22 protein-coding genes are annotated in these 17,856 nt (G+C 67.9%); 13 read left to right on the plus strand and 9 right to left on the minus strand.

Going from position 1 to position 17,856, the window contains the following annotated elements; all coding sequences use genetic code 11:
• Positions 1-40: 40 nt before the first annotated feature.
• The 5 genes from GCG21_RS09000 to GCG21_RS09020 all read left to right on the plus strand — a co-directional run bounded on the left by GCG21_RS09000 (position 41) and on the right by GCG21_RS09020 (position 4,119).
• On the plus strand, positions 41-439 hold the full coding sequence (locus GCG21_RS09000; RefSeq protein WP_152819221.1) for a hypothetical protein: 399 nt from the start codon (positions 41-43) through the stop codon (positions 437-439).
• Complete coding sequence (locus GCG21_RS09005) at positions 436-1,032, plus strand: hypothetical protein (RefSeq protein WP_152819223.1); 597 nt, start codon at positions 436-438, stop codon at positions 1,030-1,032. Before GCG21_RS09000 ends, GCG21_RS09005 begins: the two co-directional genes overlap by 4 nt.
• A gap of 18 nt (positions 1,033-1,050) precedes the next feature.
• Entirely contained in the window at positions 1,051-1,848 is a 798-nt protein-coding gene (locus tag GCG21_RS09010) for a thymidylate synthase (RefSeq protein WP_152819225.1), read from the plus strand.
• Positions 1,849-2,044: 196 nt separating this feature from the next.
• On the plus strand, positions 2,045-3,673 hold the full coding sequence (locus GCG21_RS09015; RefSeq protein WP_152819227.1) for a hypothetical protein: 1,629 nt from the start codon (positions 2,045-2,047) through the stop codon (positions 3,671-3,673).
• A 128-nt stretch (positions 3,674-3,801) separates the two neighbouring features.
• The gene (locus GCG21_RS09020) at positions 3,802-4,119 is read left to right on the plus strand and encodes a hypothetical protein (RefSeq protein ID WP_152819229.1); all 318 of its coding nucleotides are present in this window, start codon (positions 3,802-3,804) and stop codon (positions 4,117-4,119) included.
• 141 nt (positions 4,120-4,260) lie between these two features.
• Here the strand turns inward: GCG21_RS09020 and GCG21_RS09025 are convergent, their stop codons facing one another.
• Positions 4,261-4,524: a hypothetical protein gene (locus tag GCG21_RS09025; protein ID WP_152819231.1), complete on the minus strand. Its 264-nt coding sequence runs from the start codon at positions 4,522-4,524 to the stop codon at positions 4,261-4,263.
• Positions 4,525-5,350: 826 nt separating this feature from the next.
• Between GCG21_RS09025 and GCG21_RS09035 the strand changes: the two genes are divergently transcribed.
• The 7 genes from GCG21_RS09035 to GCG21_RS09065 all read left to right on the plus strand — a co-directional run bounded on the left by GCG21_RS09035 (position 5,351) and on the right by GCG21_RS09065 (position 10,421).
• Complete coding sequence (locus GCG21_RS09035) at positions 5,351-6,352, plus strand: ParA family protein (protein WP_194165023.1); 1,002 nt, start codon at positions 5,351-5,353, stop codon at positions 6,350-6,352.
• Positions 6,352-6,702: a WhiB family transcriptional regulator gene (locus GCG21_RS16715; protein WP_227993564.1), complete on the plus strand. Its 351-nt coding sequence runs from the start codon at positions 6,352-6,354 to the stop codon at positions 6,700-6,702. Before GCG21_RS09035 ends, GCG21_RS16715 begins: the two co-directional genes overlap by 1 nt.
• Entirely contained in the window at positions 6,699-7,742 is a 1,044-nt protein-coding gene (locus GCG21_RS09045; RefSeq protein ID WP_152819234.1) for a hypothetical protein, read from the plus strand. The genes GCG21_RS16715 and GCG21_RS09045 overlap by 4 nt, the downstream gene beginning before the upstream one ends.
• 82 nt (positions 7,743-7,824) lie before the next feature.
• Positions 7,825-8,274: a hypothetical protein gene (locus tag GCG21_RS09050; RefSeq protein ID WP_152819236.1), complete on the plus strand. Its 450-nt coding sequence runs from the start codon at positions 7,825-7,827 to the stop codon at positions 8,272-8,274.
• Positions 8,271-9,167 (plus strand): hypothetical protein, encoded by an 897-nt coding sequence (locus tag GCG21_RS09055; protein WP_152819238.1) that lies wholly within the window; start codon positions 8,271-8,273, stop codon positions 9,165-9,167. The genes GCG21_RS09050 and GCG21_RS09055 overlap by 4 nt, the downstream gene beginning before the upstream one ends.
• Before the next feature lie 161 nt (positions 9,168-9,328).
• Entirely contained in the window at positions 9,329-9,559 is a 231-nt protein-coding gene (locus tag GCG21_RS09060) for a hypothetical protein (protein ID WP_152819240.1), read from the plus strand.
• 88 nt (positions 9,560-9,647) lie between these two features.
• Positions 9,648-10,421: a hypothetical protein gene (locus GCG21_RS09065; RefSeq protein ID WP_152819242.1), complete on the plus strand. Its 774-nt coding sequence runs from the start codon at positions 9,648-9,650 to the stop codon at positions 10,419-10,421.
• 15 nt (positions 10,422-10,436) lie between these two features.
• Here GCG21_RS09065 and GCG21_RS09070 read toward each other — a convergent pair whose 3' ends face one another.
• From GCG21_RS09070 to GCG21_RS09100, 8 genes are all read right to left on the minus strand, one after another.
• Complete coding sequence (locus tag GCG21_RS09070; protein ID WP_152819243.1) at positions 10,437-10,841, minus strand: hypothetical protein; 405 nt, start codon at positions 10,839-10,841, stop codon at positions 10,437-10,439.
• Positions 10,842-11,316: 475 nt separating this feature from the next.
• On the minus strand, positions 11,317-13,056 hold the full coding sequence (locus GCG21_RS09075) for an RNA-guided endonuclease TnpB family protein (RefSeq protein ID WP_194165024.1): 1,740 nt from the start codon (positions 13,054-13,056) through the stop codon (positions 11,317-11,319).
• 172 nt (positions 13,057-13,228) lie between these two features.
• Complete coding sequence (locus GCG21_RS16245; protein ID WP_194165025.1) at positions 13,229-13,438, minus strand: hypothetical protein; 210 nt, start codon at positions 13,436-13,438, stop codon at positions 13,229-13,231.
• Between the two features lie 59 nt (positions 13,439-13,497).
• Positions 13,498-14,121 carry a hypothetical protein gene (locus GCG21_RS09080; protein ID WP_152819245.1) on the minus strand — a complete coding sequence of 208 codons (624 nt, stop codon included), beginning with the start codon at positions 14,119-14,121 and terminating at the stop codon, positions 13,498-13,500.
• A gap of 26 nt (positions 14,122-14,147) precedes the next feature.
• A complete protein-coding gene (locus tag GCG21_RS09085) occupies positions 14,148-14,666 on the minus strand; it encodes a DNA N-6-adenine-methyltransferase (RefSeq protein ID WP_152819246.1) in 519 nt (172 codons plus the stop codon).
• 163 nt (positions 14,667-14,829) lie between these two features.
• On the minus strand, positions 14,830-15,096 hold the full coding sequence (locus GCG21_RS09090; protein WP_152819247.1) for a hypothetical protein: 267 nt from the start codon (positions 15,094-15,096) through the stop codon (positions 14,830-14,832).
• Positions 15,097-15,182: 86 nt separating this feature from the next.
• Positions 15,183-15,446, minus strand: coding sequence for a hypothetical protein (locus GCG21_RS09095; protein WP_152819248.1), 264 nt, complete (start codon positions 15,444-15,446; stop codon positions 15,183-15,185).
• Positions 15,447-15,596: 150 nt separating this feature from the next.
• Positions 15,597-16,223: a hypothetical protein gene (locus tag GCG21_RS09100; protein WP_152819249.1), complete on the minus strand. Its 627-nt coding sequence runs from the start codon at positions 16,221-16,223 to the stop codon at positions 15,597-15,599.
• Positions 16,224-16,923: 700 nt separating this feature from the next.
• Between GCG21_RS09100 and GCG21_RS09105 the strand changes: the two genes are divergently transcribed.
• Complete coding sequence (locus GCG21_RS09105) at positions 16,924-17,190, plus strand: hypothetical protein (RefSeq protein WP_152909374.1); 267 nt, start codon at positions 16,924-16,926, stop codon at positions 17,188-17,190.
• The last annotated feature ends 666 nt before the right edge of the window (positions 17,191-17,856 follow it).

A 17,856-nucleotide genomic window follows, 5' to 3' on the forward strand; every position in this document is an offset into this window, starting at 1 on the left:
GGCGAATCGTGGAGGGGGTGAATCCGCACACCTCAAGGCCATGACCCACACGAACCGCTCCCGCCAGCCCGCCGGCACCCCCACCGGTGGCCAGTTCGCGCAGGAGACCAAGGCACCCTCCACACTTGCCCTCCAGCCCTCAGAGCCACCACCGGATCCCCCTGACCTGCGCGCCATGCTCGCCACCAGGGACGAACTCAACTCCGAGGTGGTCAGCCGGGCCCTCGTGCACGTGATGCCGCACCTGGAAGGCAAGGTGAGCGTCCAGGCCCGGTCGACACTGACCCTCACGGGCGATAGCGCGCGACTCAGCACGGTCTACACGCCCAAGTTCGAGCAGGATGTCTCCGCCAATGACCGAGTCGTGGCGGCGATGATGATCGAGAAGCTCGGGGAGATGGCGAACGAGCGGCCGACCCCGCACACATCACGGTCATGACCCACACGAACCGCTCCCGCCAGCCTGCCGGCACCCCGACCGGTGGCCAGTTCGCCCAGGAGGCACGCCCCGCCGCCGGTATCGGCCTCGAAAAGGAGACCACCGAGCCGGTCGAACTCGGTGGCGTGACCACGTCCATGTTCATCGGCGACGACGGTGTCCCCGTCGTCCAGATCGACACGAACGAGCTCAGCACCGGTGAGCCCAGCGCGGGTGAGCTCGGTGCGGGTGGGCTCAGCACAGGCAGTGGGAGGGTGCGCGTCAACCTCAACGACGGCCCGCCCCTGTACGACGGGAACCCCGAGCAGGATGAGGCACCGAGCGTTCTGGGTGCCGGGGACGTGGTGGCACTGGCAGACGTGATCTCCATGCAGCAACAGCAATCCCGAATCCGGTTCCTCTCCGGCGAGAACGAGATTGCGGGGACCGTCCGAACGGGCATGTGGAACGCCGATGGTGACCCTGAACGGTCCGATGACGTGCGCACTGCACATGTTCGCGTCACCACCTCCACCGGCGGGGACCGGTTCGTGCCCATGACCGAGATGACCCGGATGATGCTCGCCGGCGAACTCGCCCGCGACCGGCGCTGAGGTCGGGCTAGAACCACCATGAGCACCCAGCAAACCAGCCGCATCCAGACTACGGATGCCCCTCTCGTCGACACCCAGTACGAGGACCTGCTTCGCCACGTCCTGGCCACCGGAACGCCGAAATCGGACCGCACCGGCACCGGCACCCGCTCGATCTTCGGCCACCAGTTGCGCTATGACCTCGCGGCCGGGTTCCCGCTCGTCACTACGAAGCGGGTGCACCTGAAGTCGATCGTGGGTGAGCTGCTGTGGTTCCTGCGGGGCGAGTCGAACATCGGCTACCTGCAGGCCCACGGGGTGCGGATCTGGAACGAGTGGAGCGACGAGGCGGGCGAGCTTGGACCCGTGTACGGGGTGCAGTGGCGTTCGTGGCCCACCCCGGGCGGCGGGCACATCGACCAGATCTCCCGCGTGCTCGACCAGTTGCGCACGAACCCGGACTCGCGCCGGATGCTCGTCTCCGCCTTGCTCTTCCAGTTCTACGTCGCCGGCGGCAAGCTCTCCTGCCAGCTGTACCAGCGCAGCGCCGACCTCCTCCTTGGGATTCCGTTCAATATCGCCTCCTACGCGCTGCTCACGCACATGGTCGCCGCGCAGGTCGGGCTCGGCGTCGGCGACTTCATCTGGACCGGTGGCGACTGCCACATCTACGACAACCACGACGCCCAGGCGCGCGAACAGCTGAGCCGCGCCCCCTACCCGTTCCCGCGGCTCGAACTCGGCCACGCGCCGTCCCTGTTCGACTACACGTTCGAGGACGTGCACGTGTCCGGCTACGAGCACCACCCGGCGATCAAGGCCCCCGTGGCGGTGTGAACCCCGCTGCCTGAACACCGCTGCCTGAACACCATCTGACCAGGCTGGCCCGGCTCAACCGGTCTGGCTCGACCTGCCCGGCTGGGGCACTGGTTGTTCGTGTCCGCACACCTATTGGGCGCCCGTCTACGCATGGGGCACACCATCACCACCAATCCAGCGAAGGAGACGCGGGAACGGCCCCGCGAATATTGCCATGAGACGACTTCACACGATGGCCACAGCACTGGCTGCCGGGGCTCTGATCGCCGGGGGCACCGCGACCGCCGCAGTGTCCGCATCCCAGACCTGGGGGAACCTCGACGTCGAGGTGAATACCCCATTCGCGGGCACGACCCCGCAAGACCCGTTCGTGATCGTCGGGGGATTCCAGACGGACGACTACCCGGAACTCACGGTCGTCAACGACTCCCCGAAGCGGATGTACAACGTCAACTACGGCTCCCACCTGACCTACACCGGCCCGGCCGGAGACCAGGGAGGGGAGGTGTTCAGCGACCAGTTCGACTTCATCGACGGCGGCGAGGGCGAGACCGTGCCCATCCCGATGCCCCTGGTTGCCGAGGGCGACTACGAGATGACCGTGTGGGCGTACGGGCGCGACAGTTCCCTGCCGGGCTGTGACAGGCCGGCGTTCCGTGCCCCGACCCTCCAAGACCCGAATGCGCTGGCTCTGGGCCTCCAAGACCCGAGTGCGCTGACCCCGAATGTGCTGGCAGCCGCTGACGGGGACCGCCCGAACCTGCCGGGTACGGACACCCCGCTCGGCGCTTGCGAGTCGCTCGTAGTCGACACGTTCTACTACCGGGCCGAGCTCCCCGCCCCGGACATCTCCATCGAGAAGACGGCACTCGGGCAGGACGCCGACACCGCCGATGAGGCCGTGCAGGTCGAGGCGGGCCAGGAGGTCACCTGGACCTATGAGGTCACCAACACCGGCAACACCCCCATCGAGCAGGTTGCCGTGACCGATGACCAGGGCGTGCAGGTGACCTTCCCCGACGACTTCGGCGGCACCCTCACCCCGGGCCAGACCGTGGAAGCCACCGGCACCGGGATCGTTGCTGAGGGCGATTACGTGAACATCGGGACCGTGACCGGCGAGGTGTGCCCGCAGCGCATGGAGGCCCGGGCTGCGCGGGCTGCCGACACCGGTGATGCCCCCGAAGACTGCCCCTGGGGTTCCATCGTCACCGACGTCGACCCGTGGCACGGAACCGGGGTCACCACCCCGGACCCGATCAACCCCGCCATCAGCATCGAGAAGACGGCCCTCGGGCAGGACGCCGACACCACCGATGAGGCCGTGCAGGTCGAGGCGGGCCAGGAGGTCACCTGGACGTATGAGGTCACCAACATCGGTGACGTGGACCTGGACGAGGTTGCCGTGAGCGATGACCAGGGCGTGCAGGTCACCTTCCCCGACGACTTCGGCGGCATCCTCGCCCCGGGCCAGACCGTGGAGGCCACCGGCACCGGGACCGTTGCTGAGGGCGATTACGTGAACATCGGGACCGTGACGGGCGCATACGACTGCGACGGGCGCGAGGACTGCGAAGGCACCGTCACCGATGAGGACCCGTGGCACGGCCAGGGCGTCCCCGCCGAGACGGTGACCCCGGATCCCGAGCCCACTGAGCAGCCCGACCCGACGCCCGACCCGGTTGAGGACCCGGAGCCGACTGAGGACCCAGAGCCCGTCGTAAGCCAGGAGCCGGTCGAGGAGATTCCGCCGCTCGGTGCCCCGGTTCTCGGGTTCGTCCTGCTCGCCGGTGCGGCCGTGGCCGGGGGAGTGGGACTTCGACTGCGAGCACGCAAGCAGTAGCCCCTGTTCGGGGGGCACATGGACGGGCCTGCCGGGGTCTTGGCGCATCACGTCGCCGGGGCACCTGGTGGGCCCGTCCGCACACCGACACGGCACGCCCATGAAACCCCGTCGAGAGGAACGACCGTATGCCACCGAGGACCGTCATCATCGAATCGCCCTACGCCGGGAACGTGCAGGCGAACATCGACTACGCGCGGGAGGCGATGAAGGACAGCCTGGACCGCGGGGAGGCACCGATGCTCTCCCACCTGCTCTACACCCAGGTCCTGGACGACGACGACCCGGCGGAACGCGCACTCGGCATCCAGGCGGGCTTCGCGTGGCGGGCAGCGGCACAGGCGACCATCGTCTACACCGACCTCGGCCTGACCCCAGGGATGCGGGCCGGCGTCACCGATGCACTCCGGCGAGGCCAGAACATCGAGTACCGGAGCCTGCGATGACCCGCCGAGACACCGGCCACCTGACCGCTCCGGTGAAAGTGACCGGCGACGGGTTCCGACCCGGGCTAGAACAACCATGCCTGCACAGACCATCGGAATCGTCGCGCTGCCTCACCTGGCCCGCGCCCTGCAAGCCAACGGCTACAGCGTCGTCACGGGCACCGACTTTCGTGATGCCGCCAGCAACATCCGACTCGCATTCCAGACCGGCCAGACGTTCCCCGTCATCGTCGGAGACGACGCAGACACCCATTCGGCCGCGGCCATCTGGCTGAAGACGACCGCCACCAAGACGCCCATCGTGGTCGTGGCGACCAGCACGGCCACCGGACTGAGCGCCGACGGACTCGCAGGCATGCACACGGCACCGGTCAACGTCGCCGAGCTCCTCGTCACCGTCGACATGCCCCTGCCCAGTGAAGCGGTCCTGGCACTGACCCTCGAAGCCGACGGCAGTATGACCCAAGGGGGAGGACCGGCCGCTGGAAACGCCCCTGCTGGAGGCGACACGGCCGCTGGTCACCCGAATCCCGGCAACCCAGGCCAGCCCGGCGGGACGAACCAGGACACCGATGCAGGCCAGCTGCTCGATGACCCGTGGGCGCAGACCCCCGACCTCGGAGCCAGTTCCAACGAGCCTGGTTCCAGTGAGCCCAGCACCAGTGAGTCCGGTCCCAGTGAGGCTGATGTTCCCCAGTCGTCGCAGGCCCAGTCGCAGTCGCGTGCGCTCGATGCCAGCGACCTCGACCCATTCGCCGACGACACCCCGGCACCCGTGAACCCAACGCCGGCGAACCCAGCACCCGTGAACCCGGCTGCTCCGGCACCAGTGCGGGCAGCGCCAGTACAGCCAGCACCGTCCCAGGCGGCGGGCTCGTTCGGGGGCGATGAGGAGGACGATGAGGAGGACTTCGACTTCGACGACACCCCGACAACGCGACCCGCTCCAGCCCAGGAAGCCCGTGTTCAGGAAGCACCGGTCCAGCCAGTGCACGTTCAGCCGGCTCCTATTCAGAGTGCGTCTATTCAGAGTCGGCCGCCGGACCCTGCTCCCGAAATGTTCGAGCCGGAGCCCGACGAGACAGCTGAGCTCCCGGCCGTCCCTGCCAACGCCCCAGAACCCAACGTCCCGAGTCCGGTCACCGCGATTCCTGCTGCCATTCCGGCGGCGATCCCGGAACCGGTCCAGCCTGCCCATCTGATTCAGCCTGCCCAGCCGATTCAGGATCCTGTGGCTGATGCGGGGCCGCTCGATGAGCTCGACGACCTGTTCTCCGGCCAGCACGGGTCTACGGGTGGGCACGGGTCTGCTGGTGGGCATGGGTCTACGGGCCAGCGGGGGTCTGTGGGTGGTGCGGCGGCTCGCAGTGGCCGTCCCGGTGACGTGCTCATCGTCATGAGCGCCAAGGGCGGGGTGGGGAAGTCGACGACCTCACTGAACCTGGCCCAGTACGCGGCCGAGTACGGCCCGGATGGCTACCGGGTCACCCTCATCGACGCCAACCGTGGGCAGGGGGATGTGCGCACCTACCTGCGCCTGCACAATGCCCGGACCGCGACCATCTACGACGCGGCCAGGACCGGTGACCCGGCCACCGGGCTGCTCACCCCCAGCGACATCGCCCAGTTCCGGGATGCGCGGTGGGGCAGCGTCGATTTCGCTCTCATCCCGGCCCCGCCGTCCTCGCTCGCCGACCCGGAGGTGGTGACGGCCCGCGTGTACGCCGATGCGATCGCCTACGCCCGCGAGGTGTCGGACCTGGTCGTTGTCGACACCCAGATCAGTGAGGAGCACGACACCACGAACCTGTGGGACCGGGCCCTGATCCCGCTGCTGCGCGAAGGTGCCTGGTGCCTGTCGATCACGCAGCCGATCCCGCCTGCGGTGAAGAACCTCATCGAACGGTTGCAGTGGTTCGACCAGATCGGTATCGGCCCGGCCCGGGTCATGTCGTTCGTGAACATGGTCGATGAGGGGGATGCCGAGACCGCGGATGCGCTGGTGACCCGGCTCGGTCAGGTGAGCACCTGCCTGGGATGGATCCCGCAGGACGCCGACGTTGAATCGGCCTCCTCCCTGGGCCGGTTCGTCACCGACAACCCGAACTTCGGGCCCGTCCTGGCGACCGCCCTGTCGAACGTGACCGGGCTGCCGGGGTTCGACCCGTCCCGGCACGACGAAGCACCCGTAGGGCTGCTCGGGCGGCTCCTGGGCCGGCGGAAGGGGCGATGATGGCCATCGAGAAGGCATCCACCGAGACGACTGCTGCTGCTGCCGAAAACCCAGCGAAGAAGCGCGCCGCACGGAAGCCGGCCGGGCGCAGTGCATACAAGGGCTCCTACCCGAAGCTGCCGCTGCGCAACGAGGACTGGATGAGCGAGGGTGCCTGCCACCCGATCCACCCGGAGGCACCGGATGCGGAGTTGTTCTTCGACCCGGAGCGCACGGGTGAGGCTGCCGCGTTCTGTCGCACCCACTGCCCTGTGCTGGCCGACTGTGCGGCGTTCGCTCGGGCTCTCGGTGTCACCGACGGCATCTGGGGTGGGGTCGACATGGGTCAGCGGTCGAGGCGGGGTCGATGATGCGGCACCGGTACATCGACGAACTGTGCAGTCTGCTCGAATCGGTCGTGCTCGGGCGGGAGGCGGAGAAGGTGCTGCGCGACATGCCCAACCTGGGTTCCAACCTGGGCTCCAGTGCAGGTTCTGCTGCAGGTTCTGCGGGCAACGGGGACGTGAGCTTGTTCGTGCTGCCGGTGTGGGGGTGGGCGCATTCGCGGATCGACGTGGGCCGCAAGGACCTCATCCCTTCCACGGGCGGCCGATACCTACTGCCGGTGCGGCTGCGCGCGTACCCCTCGCATGTCATCGTCTCGGCGACGGCCACCGTCGCCCACTTCGTCGGGGTCGGCATGGGACACGGGCTCGCCGGCCACACCACCTGCGACCCTGCCGCCGCCCCGGGCGTGCTGCCGGATGGGACGTTGACCCTGCCTGCAACCTGGGGCCCTGTAGCCAGTGGCGGGGCTGCCAGTAGCGGGGCTGCCAGTGGGGGTGTGCGGGTGCGCCGTGAGCTCGACCGTCTGGTGGCGGCGGGTAAGGAGGCGTATTGGCGGGCGCTGGCGCTCATCGAATCCGACCTGGAGGAGGCGCTTCACAAGGCCACCACGGCTGCGGCCATCGACATGCCGGGGGCTGACCCGTCACGCCGGGCACTCGATGCGATCAGTCTCGACACGATCAGGACGACGATGGTCTACGGGGAGGGGGCGTCGCCTTCTTCTGCTCAGCGGCTCGTTGAACGGTGCGTGCAGACGGCCACGTTCGCCCGGGTGGACCCGCAGCGGTTCGTGCTGACTCATCTGCGCCGGGATGCTCGTGCCGCGGTTCGCAAGGCTCTCGGGGATCCGCACATCGGCTCGAAGGTTCGCCGACTGGCGGGCGAGATGGAGGGCGCGAGCCTGGAGGAGGTCGTGGCTGCCTACCGGCTGCGGTATCCGGCGGACAAGCTCTCGACGGCCCGGGCCGAGGCGGCGTTGAGTGTGGCACCGCACCCGAATGCGTCCACGTTCCCCCTCAACCACGACGATGTGACCAGCCTCACATGGGGGCGCGCGTCATGAACCAGGGCCCTCGTTCATATCTATCTGTGACGCAACGAACAGCGTCGAAGAAGCAAGAGCTCATCACGGTAGGGGAAATGCAATGACAGGACTGACAGCCACACCACCACCAGTGCCACTGGCCGTAGCGAACGCCGCCGCCGGCCAGGCACGCCGAACCCGCGCCGAAGCGCTCCTGTCGGTCGCCACCGAGATGCTCACCACCACCGACGTCATCAAAGAGGCAGCCACCGACCCGACCGGTGCGCTCCTGCAGATCCGGCTCCACCAGCTACTCCAGGCGCAGGACGGTTGGGGACAAGGCCGCGCCCTGCGAGTTATCCACAGGACCCTCGCCGTGCTGGGCGAACCAGTGTCGGAGCGTGCTGAGATATTGGCAATCAAGCTGAGCTGGCTGCTGGACTCACGCACCGGAGGCAACCGACTGGCCGCCTACTGCGACGTCCTCATGGAGCACAAGCAGGAAGCGCCACCATGGCCGGGGTTCCCGCACCTCGCCGCACCAGTGAAGCTGCAAGGGGAGAGGGCATGACCAGCATCGACTACGGTGACATCGACTACGGCGACGGACCCGACATCACCCAGACCACCCTCGACGTGGTCGCAGGCATCGCCGCCATGCCTGCCGGGGTCGCGAGGGACCGAGCCGTCACCGACTTCATCGTCGCCCGTGGCCCACTGTTCGACCGGTGGACGAAGAACCTGTGCCGCATCAACTCCGTCCCGGCCACCACCTACGGTGACGACGTGCGCGCCATCGTGGCCGAAGCCGCATGGGACCTGCTCGCCACCGCCATCGACGACCCGGCCAGCCTGGAGGCCATCGCCACCTGGGAGGCGATCTGCTACCGCTCGGCCCGCTCCCGCGTGCGCACCTTCATCGACAAGGCCGCGGCCCCCGCCTCCGGGATGACCACCGCCCGCCGCCGGCACCGGGAAGCCCAACGGTCCCGTTCGGAACTGCGCGCCGCCCTCGGCCGCGAACCCGGCACCCACGAGGTCATCGAGCACGCCAACGGCCGCCTGTCCCACCTGAGCAACCAGGCCAACCAGGGCATGGTCATCACCAGCGACGACCTGCAACTGCCCGGGCAGGTTCCCGACCCCGACCTGGCGATGGAACACCACAGCCACGTCGACTACGCCGAAGACTATGTCCTGCACCCGCTCGAAGGCCGGGCACTCGTCCAGCGCATCATCGACACCTGCAACGAGCAGGACGAACTCATCGGCCAGGTCGCCCGGCTGTGGGTCCAGGACGTGTACTCCACCGGCAGGCAGGCGGAAGGGGGCGACACGGTCACCCACATCGGCAAGGCCCTGTCCATCGCCCGGCCCCGAGTGCACGAGCTCATCGACGAAATCCGGCTCATCTCCATCGCACTGCTCACTGAGCTCGGCATCGACGGACCCGAGACCGCGTGAAGTCGCCCAACCAGCTGAAGGGTGGCCGGTTGAGGAGCAGCCGGCTGAAGGGTGGAACGACCCGGCGCGCGGGGGCACCAAGTTCGGGCATGTCCGCACACCCAGTAGAACCAGCGCCAGTAGAACCAGTACCAGTAGGGCCGCAACCAGGAGGATTCGCGATGGCAGAACGAGGCATGGAAGGGCAGGTGACGAAGCAGGCCGCGAGGGCCCCGGCTCGCAGGATCGATCTCGGCAGCCTGGCGCTGTTGCTCGTCGGTCTCGCGAGCGGGGCGCTGTCCAGCTGGTTCGTCATCGGTGCCGGGTTCAGTCCGGCCATCATCGTCCCGTCGGCGGCGGCCATCACCATCGGGGCGATGAACCTGGTCACGAAGCAGGCCCCGAAGCCGTAGGGAGCTCAGCCGTAGGGGATCAGGCCGCAAGAAGTGCTGCTCTGCCCTGTGCTCATGGCCGGTGAGATGTCCCGCACACACACCGGTCATGAGCGCCCCGACCCATCGCACCCGTCAGCCCGCAGGCCGCCCCACCGGGGGCCAGTTCGCTGAAGCAGCCCGCCCGCCCGCACCGATCAGCCTGCACGCCGGGAGGGGCACATCGGATCTGCTCCCGGGCGACTACGAGGTCGACGACAGCTTCCCGTACCCGCAGGCCAACGATCTGGACAAGATCGCCTGCACGGTCGATGCGGTCGATGCCGGTGCCAACACGCATGAGGCGATCGCAGAATCGCTCGGTGTCCACGACCGGGAAGGTGCCTACTATGCCGACGCCGCCGGCTACCTGGGTCTGCTCGAACCCGTTCCGGGGGAGGAGGTGCGCACCTACTCCTGCACGAGCCTGGGCCAGCAGATGACCCTGGCCGACAATGAGGACCGTGCACGGCTCATGGCCGGCATGCTCGACCACGTGCCCGCCGTGGCCATCTACGACGAGGGCGGTGAAGAGGCCGTCACCGACCTGTACAACCTCGACGGGCTCTCCGAAACGACCGCCACCCGCCGCGCAGCCACGATCCGATCCTGGGTGGGCCAGATCAACGACCCCCGGCACCTGGCCGGGTCCGTTCGCACCTGCCGCATGCAGACGATCAACCGGGCCGGACCGGCGGCGCTCCAGGCGCAAGAGGCCGCCCGCCGGCGCAGCGAGCAGCGTGCCCGCGCCGAACAGCCACCGGCTATCTGCCCCGAATGCTTCATGCAGATCCCGAGCAGTGGCATGTGCGACTGTGGCCACGAGGTGCCCGCTGCGGCCTGAACCGGCCGCTGCTGCTCATGCCTGACTAAACTCTCGCTCGTCGATGAAGATACCGAGGCGCAGAAGCTCGGCCGGGGTGTGCGCCATGTCGTTGTATGCCTGCGACGCAGAATAGGACACGGGCCACCAGAACTGGCTCAGCGGCTCGCGGTAGGTCCAGTCCGGGGCGCGCTCACCCATCTGATGAAGACGATACCGAATTGCTCCCGAGAGGAGTGCATCCCAGCGTTCACCGCCGATCGATTCAGGCTGTTCGGCCAGTGTCTCGGCCAGGCGTCCCGCATGGCGAGCCTGCGGAAGCCGGTTCACTCCGTCCATCAACATCCGTAGCGCATGGCTCTCGTCGCCGGCGGCAAGGTTCGTGCGCACGTCGTCGGCGATCTCGGCCGGGGTCGGCCAATAGCGCGCCTGTGTCGTCATCTGTCCCTCCCGGTGTGTTCCATAGCTTGCCACAGGGGTGTGCGGCAGTGGCCTCCCTCCGCCACGTGAGGGCTAAGCTCCAGACGTGCCCACCCTCGTCGCTACCATCGCGCCCAATCCCGCCGAACCCGGGCTCGCCCGGCCACCCGAGCGGGACGAGATCACTGCCGAGGCACCCACCTATGAGCAGGCCCGCGTGGCCCTCGACGCCGATGGGATCACCCCCGCGCGTGCGGAGAAGAGAGCGCGTCCTGCACATCGACTTGGCCGAGCAGCGGATCACCCCCGCGCGTGTGGGGGAGAGGCTGAGCTGCTCGCCGGCCTGCCAGCTGGCACGGGATCACCCCCGCGCGTGTGGGGGAGAGTACGTCCCGATTCGTCCGTGGGAGGCGCTGGAGGGATCACCCCCGCGCGTGTGGGGGAGAGACCTCCTGACCTGCGACGACACACCAGACATGCTGGAATCGCCTTCGCTTCAGGCTGTCTCTTCCTGCGTTGCAGGGGGTGAGAGGTCCCTCACGGGCCTCGTTGACTCGCATGGTGCGAGACTTTTCGGCCGACGACGGTGGGACACAGGGTCCCGGTGTCGCTTTTCGGCCGCGCCCACGGGAGCAGGCTGCTCCCTCTCCATAGGCGCTGCACCCTCTAGGGCGAGGGCACGGATGTTCACTGCCGCGTTGTGGTCCCGGTCCATCGCCAGGCCGCATTGCGTGCAGTTGAAGGTCCGCTCGGCCAGGGTGAGCTTGGGTTTTACCCAACCACAGCCTGAGCAGGTCTTGCTCGTTGCCGCGTACCGGTGGACCATCTGCATGGTCGACCCGTACCACTCGGTCTTGTACCCGAGTTGGCGCTTGAACTCGTAGAAACCGACGTCGAGGATGGCCCGGTTCAGTCCGGCCTTGGCCGCGCGCCGGTTCGGCAGGAAATGTCCCGGACGGTCCGGGTCTGGCTTCGGCTTGGACTTGGCGGTCATGCCCGCGACGTTCAGGTCTTCGACCCCGATCAGCTCGAACCGGGTCGCCAGATCTTTGGTGATCTCGTGAAGGACACCAGCACGGCGTCGGGCCGTCAGGTCATGAATCCGGCGCAGCTGACGCTTCGTCGTCTGGGCCGAACGTGACATCGCCGGGCCGTCCTCTCGGCCCCAACGGCACCTCTTCTTGTGGGTTCCGTCCTCGTTGAAGCATTCGGGGGATCCGGCGCGGTGCTGCCGGTCGAACTTCCGCTGGAGGCGCTTGATCTCGGCCATCGACTTGCGTAGCAGTCGGCGGTTCGGGAACTGGTCCCCGCTGGACAGGGTGGCCAGGCGGTTGACCCCAAGGTCGACGCCAGTGCTCCCGCCGGCCCGCTGGCGACGGCTCAGGCGCGCAGGTCGCTGCACCCTGGGGGCCGAAAGGTCGAAGGCGACGCTGACGGACACGAACCACTTCCCGCCCCTGCGGGTGAACCGGGCTGAGGTGGTCTTCCCACCCCGCTTGATGAGCTGTCGAAGCCGCTTCGTGCTCTGAACCACGCGGATGGACCCGATGCTGGGCACCTTGATGCGGTGCCCGCCCTCGATCGCCCGCCACGGGCTCAACCCTGTTTCTGTGAGCCTCTGGATGCAGAAACCCTGCTCGTCGTCATGCTTGGACTTGAACTTCGGGGTGCCCTTCTTGCCGGGCAGCTTATAGAACCGCCCCACGGCCTCCTCGAAGGCGCGTAGCGGAGCGGTGTACGTGGCACCGGAGTTCACGTTGTGGCGCTCTGCCTTCGGTAGACCGGACTTGTCGCCCTCGGTAACCCACCAGTGGTACGGGTTGATGCCATCGTCGCGCGAAGGATCGAATGGCTCCTGGGCCCCCGCAAGGTAGAGGCTCTGCAGGGTGCTCGCCTTCTGGAACTGGTCCCACTCGCCGTGAATCTGGCGAGCCTCATCCCACGCAGCGTCCATCCACTTATCGTCCTGACGAATCGAGACAGCCCTCTCGATAACCTGAATCAGATCGTCAGTGCTCAGGCCGGGCCCCATACCAGCAGCCTTGAACACCTTGTAGTCAACATAGAACTTCGTGTTGTTGCGCCAGTCCATCCAGCGCCCCAGGGCCCAGTTCCATGTCTGCCGGGCAGCACCGGCGTGACGGGCAAAGGCGACGACCTGGGCAGGAGTCAGCGCCGAGTGGTCGATGGAGAATCGCACCACCCGGATGGGTGTCTTCTGCTTAGCGCCGGTCATGCTCCTCCGGTGTGCGGCTTGACTGGACTGATGCAACGCCCCGGAACGTCGGACAGGGCACGGCCCGCAGTCGAGGCTGCTTTGTCCATGTCGGTCTCCTTCTGCAGAGGGGCGGTCTACTACGTATGTGTTCGGGATCGGATACCTGCTCGTTCGCGCCCGGGCGTGTCGCTCACCCGGCCGGGCCGGCGACGACGTTCGCCGTGGGGAGGATTCCGCGCGGGTCGCATCGGCGGCAGCCGCACGTGGGCAGGCCCCCGTTCGCGGCTCCCCAGGCGGCGATGACACGCGGGTGGTTGGCGAAGTAGCGTCGCCACCGTTCACCGCGGTCCAGCCCATCGGCGTGGACATCGAGGGCAGGGGAGGGCACGCGCAGTCTCATGCCCATCCGGTGTGTGGCCGCGGGTGGTGGTCGCCACGTGCTCATGAAGCCGGCCGCGTCTACCGACGAAGACCGATGCGGATGTGAGCGACGGTTCCCTCGCCGTAGGGGGCGTCTCCAAGGTTCCGCCAGCCTGGAACGGAGAACTTCGGGTCGTACGTCTGCGTTAGCAGGGCCGACCCCTCACCTTTGACGGTCCGCAGCATGATGAGGTGGTCCATACCGTCGGACGCCTTACCGGTAGGCGTGCACAGCCTTGTCCCGGTGCAGCGGTGGTTGATCCGATGCAGGCGGGTGGTGCAGAAACGAAGATCGGGGTTGGCCACTTCGTAGCCTTGTGAGCGCGCGAGGTCGACCAGGCCCTTCGCGTATGCCCCGTTGATGTTCGGTATGCCCTGTATGTGCCGAAACTCGGAGGCGGACGTACTGGCTCGAACCAGGGCCCAGTCGCGCGAATCCGACATCAGCGCCACTGCGACGTACGCATACAGCTCCTCCAGGCCCATGTCGACCAGCGATCCTCGGATGCTGAACGGGCTCCCGTACAGGTCGACGGTTCTCTGTTCGCCGCCGATGCGAACGCTGGCATGGAAGCTGACGACCGGTACGCAGCCGTCGCGACCACTGCAGCGGACACTCGTAGTTGCGGCGGTGGAGTCGGGTGGGGGCTGCTGGCTGGTCAATGGGATCTCCCCTGCGGTGTCGCCCGTCACGCAGCAACCGAGAGGCGGGCCTGGCCAGCGGCGGGCGTGAAGCACAGGCCCAGTCCACTGGACAGGACGGCTCGGGCAGCCCTGGGCCCGTAGGCAATGAGGACCGACCCGGCCCCGGGGGTGCCGCCGCGGGTGGTCGTGTTGCCCTGGAAGAACCTCACGCGGGAGGAGATGAAGCACACGGCGTCGGCGGTGTCGGCGTTGTCCTGGAACCAGCGCACGTCGGTGCGGGCGAAGACGAGGGCGATACCGTCACCGTGGGCGGTGAGCTTGCTCATCCACGCGGGCGTGTGCTTGCCGTAGGGCGGGTTCATCCACACGGTCCCGCGCCAGGGGGAGGCCAGCCCGTCATCCTCGACGGTGTAGTGCCTCCGGGCGGGCACGAACGACTTCCCGGGCCCCGGAGAGCACGGGTCCAGGTCGAACGTGAGCCCGAGCGCGTCGAACACCTCCGGGGGCGTGTACCACTCGACCGACTCGTTGACCGAGGACTCGTGGGTGAAACCGTGGGACATGAGCGTCGGGTGCCTTCCTGGCGAGGTGAGGATTCAGCGTGGCGGGGGCTGCATATTCGTGGCTGCCAACTCGTGGCTGGCTCTTGGGCCTACTGGTTCTAGCCCGGGAGGCAGTCGCCAGCCCGCCACTTCCGAGGAGTGCCGAGACGAACGGGCGCTCAGGTCAGGCAGCAGCCCGCCGGTCCCCACCGTGCTCGTCTGTGCGACGTTGCTCGTCTGGAACACCGTGCTGGTCTGTGCGCCAGGGTCGCGGCTCAGGCAGGTACGCGAGCTCATCACCGGGGTCGATGCCTTCGGCGGCGTCAATACGGGCCGCGGTCCGGTCAATGGCATCCGCGAGAACGTCCTTCTGCCGGTCCGACAGGTGCTCCCAGTCCGTCACCCGGATCAGGGAGGACAGGACGAAGCAGATCTCTTCGAGCTCGGTCACACTCCCAGTGCTCGAACCAGTGGCCGGCGCGGCAGGCCGGGTGAGAGCAGGTGGAGTGGGGAGAGTAGGAGCGGGGGCGTCGGGGCTCACCGGCCAGCCACCATGCTCACCGGGTTCGGACTGGTCAGGATCGCCGAGGCCAGCCGCAGATAGCCCGCACCGATCGCATCCTCGATACGGGTGGACGTGGCCGAGATGTCGTCGGCGACCTGACGAAGCGCCTTCGCGGTCAGATGCTGCGCCTGACGGCGCTCACCATCGGCCACCCTCCCATTCGAGGCGTTCGGTCCGGTCGAAGTGGGCCCGGCCGAAGCGAGTACGGTCGAGGTGGGGCTGGTCAGGTCGGGCATGGATCCTCCATCGGTCGGTCTGGAAGCAGGTCGGTCTGCGAACGGGCCTGATACGGAACAGTCAGACCCCGCAATGAAGAGGTGTGCGGGCACCGGCGACCAGTGCCACCAGTGCCCGCATGAGCGAGTTCAGGCGGGGAAGGGGCCGGTTCAGGCAGCGTGGCCGCGACGACCATCACCGGCACCACGAATCCCGGAGAGGTCGACGACCGGGAACAGGCGAGGGACCGGCAGCGCACCAGCACCCGGACCATCACTCGGCCCATCGCCATCAGGGCCACCGTCGGGTCCGTCGTCACCCGGATTGCCTGCATCGGGTTGGCTGGCATCGGGGCTCTCGGCATCGTGCAGGGTTGCCCAGGCGCGGTGGGCGTCGAGGTCGACGAGGATCCCCGACTTCGCGCCAGTGCCCTTCACCCGCTCACCAGCCACATGCCCACCGGCCACATGCTCACCAGTCACACCGGAACCGCCCGAATCGGCACCGTGCGCATTGAGCGTGAACACCTTGGGGCTGCCCGATTGGGAGGTCAGGTGCCAGCCCTGGCAGCGGTCGCACTCGTAGGTCCGCTCTGGGACGTGCTGGCGGTTCGAGGCCGTCTGGATCGTGTGCAGGGCATGGAGCGCCTGCGTCTTGGACTGGTAGCGCCGCTTGATGCAGGTCTGCCGCGCGGACCGGCGGGAACCGGAGGGGCGGGGGCGGGATGCCCGAAGTGCGGACTCTTCGGCCGCGTCTGTGGCCCGCTCGTCGTACGGGTCGATGTGCAGGCGAGTCATGGGGTGCTCCTTCGCGGGCGAGAGGTGGATGTACCTGCCCATGTGTGCGGGAACACCCGTTCGAGGCCACGCGCCCTCCCAGACGAATGCGGATCACATGGTGGGACGCTCCTGCCCAGGGGTGATCCGGGGCCCCTAGGGTGTTCCCCATGTCCATCGACCCTCGTCACTTTCCCCGTGAGCGTGCCCACGCGGGGGGCCTGCGGTGAGGGCCGTCCTCGCCTCCGACAGACCGTGGGACTACGAGCCACTGGTCTCCTGGCTGGCGCTCCTGTCCGAGTCGCTCGTCCCGCCCGAGGTCGCGGTAGAGGTGACGCAGCGGGCCCGCCAGGCATGTTCCGGCAACGCCCCGAGGGCACGAATGTGGCTGGCCGGCACGTGCGCGGACATGGCCTCCTCCCTCCCGGCGAATGACCCGTGGCGATCCCTATCGGCCCGTGGGACGAACCCGGCTGGAGAAGACCTCATCCTCCGCGGCTCCGGTCCGGTGCCCGGCGAGACGGGGGCGGCCTCTGCCGCCGGGCCGTTCGGTTCATGGAAGGACGGGACTGATCTGGTCCCGCTCGCTCACCGGAACCTGCTCGCCGATGCGGGACTGATCGCCTTGTCTCGCCCGCTCTCACGAGCCTCGGCCGCGTTCCTGGCCGCCGCCGCCCACCGAACAGCCGGCAGTCCTGCAGCCAGTGGAACAGCCAGCGAGATGGTCGATGCGACCTCCAGAGCTGAGGCCGTGCTGGAGATGGTGGGCCCGGGTGATGGGGCGGTCATGTTCGACGTGGCCTCGGATGCGATCCGGTGGGTGACGTGGCGGAGGCGGGCCTACACGGGCCCGGAGGATCCGCACCTGGCCACCACCGGGATGCTGTGGCTGGAGATGGTTGCCCGCGGCGAGGTCGACGATGACCAGCGGGCACAGAACCATCAGGCGGGGTTCCTCGACGACGACCTGTACGACCCCGTCGCGTAGTACCCGATCCTCCCCGCAGGGAGTGGCAGTGAAGCCCTCGCGGGTCTTCGAGCAGGCCCATCTGGACCTCGAACCCGTACCCGAATCGGCCCCGGGATCGACCCTGGTTCGGTTGCCGAGCCACCCCCGTATCGGACCACCCGAGTGCCCCGGTGACGACACTGAGGAAGCCCCTGGTGAGCCCTCTCGGCGGGCCGAGAATCGCACTCCGGGAGCAGGGCCGGCCGCCCTCATCCGTGCCTCGAATGGGCCTGCACCGGACCTCGAATCGACCCCTCGAATCGGACCCAGATCAGGCACTGAATCGGACCCTCGACCGGTCGCCGGGAGCCTCTGAACCACCCCTGGATCGTCGTTCTGGGGGCCGGTTGGAGGGGGTTCGGCCCCAATCCCGAGACACTTTGCTCATTCTTTGCAAAGCCACTTGCTGACGGTTGACCCTGATACCGTCACCAACCGAGCTCCCGGAACTGGCCCTTGACACGACTCTGGTGCCAATGGTACTCGCGCGGGCGCATGCGCGCACACACGCGCCCACCCGCGCCTGGGCGCGCGCCCGACGGGTCTAGAGGGGATGCGATACTGCCAGTACTAGGTACTTTCGCCGGTTCCGGGTGTCATCTTGCCCCGTTTGACACCACTTGTCACCCCCTCAGTGACAACACA

The organism is Pseudactinotalea sp. HY160 (assembly GCF_009372055.1).
Lineage (GTDB): Bacteria > Actinomycetota > Actinomycetes > Actinomycetales > Beutenbergiaceae > HY158.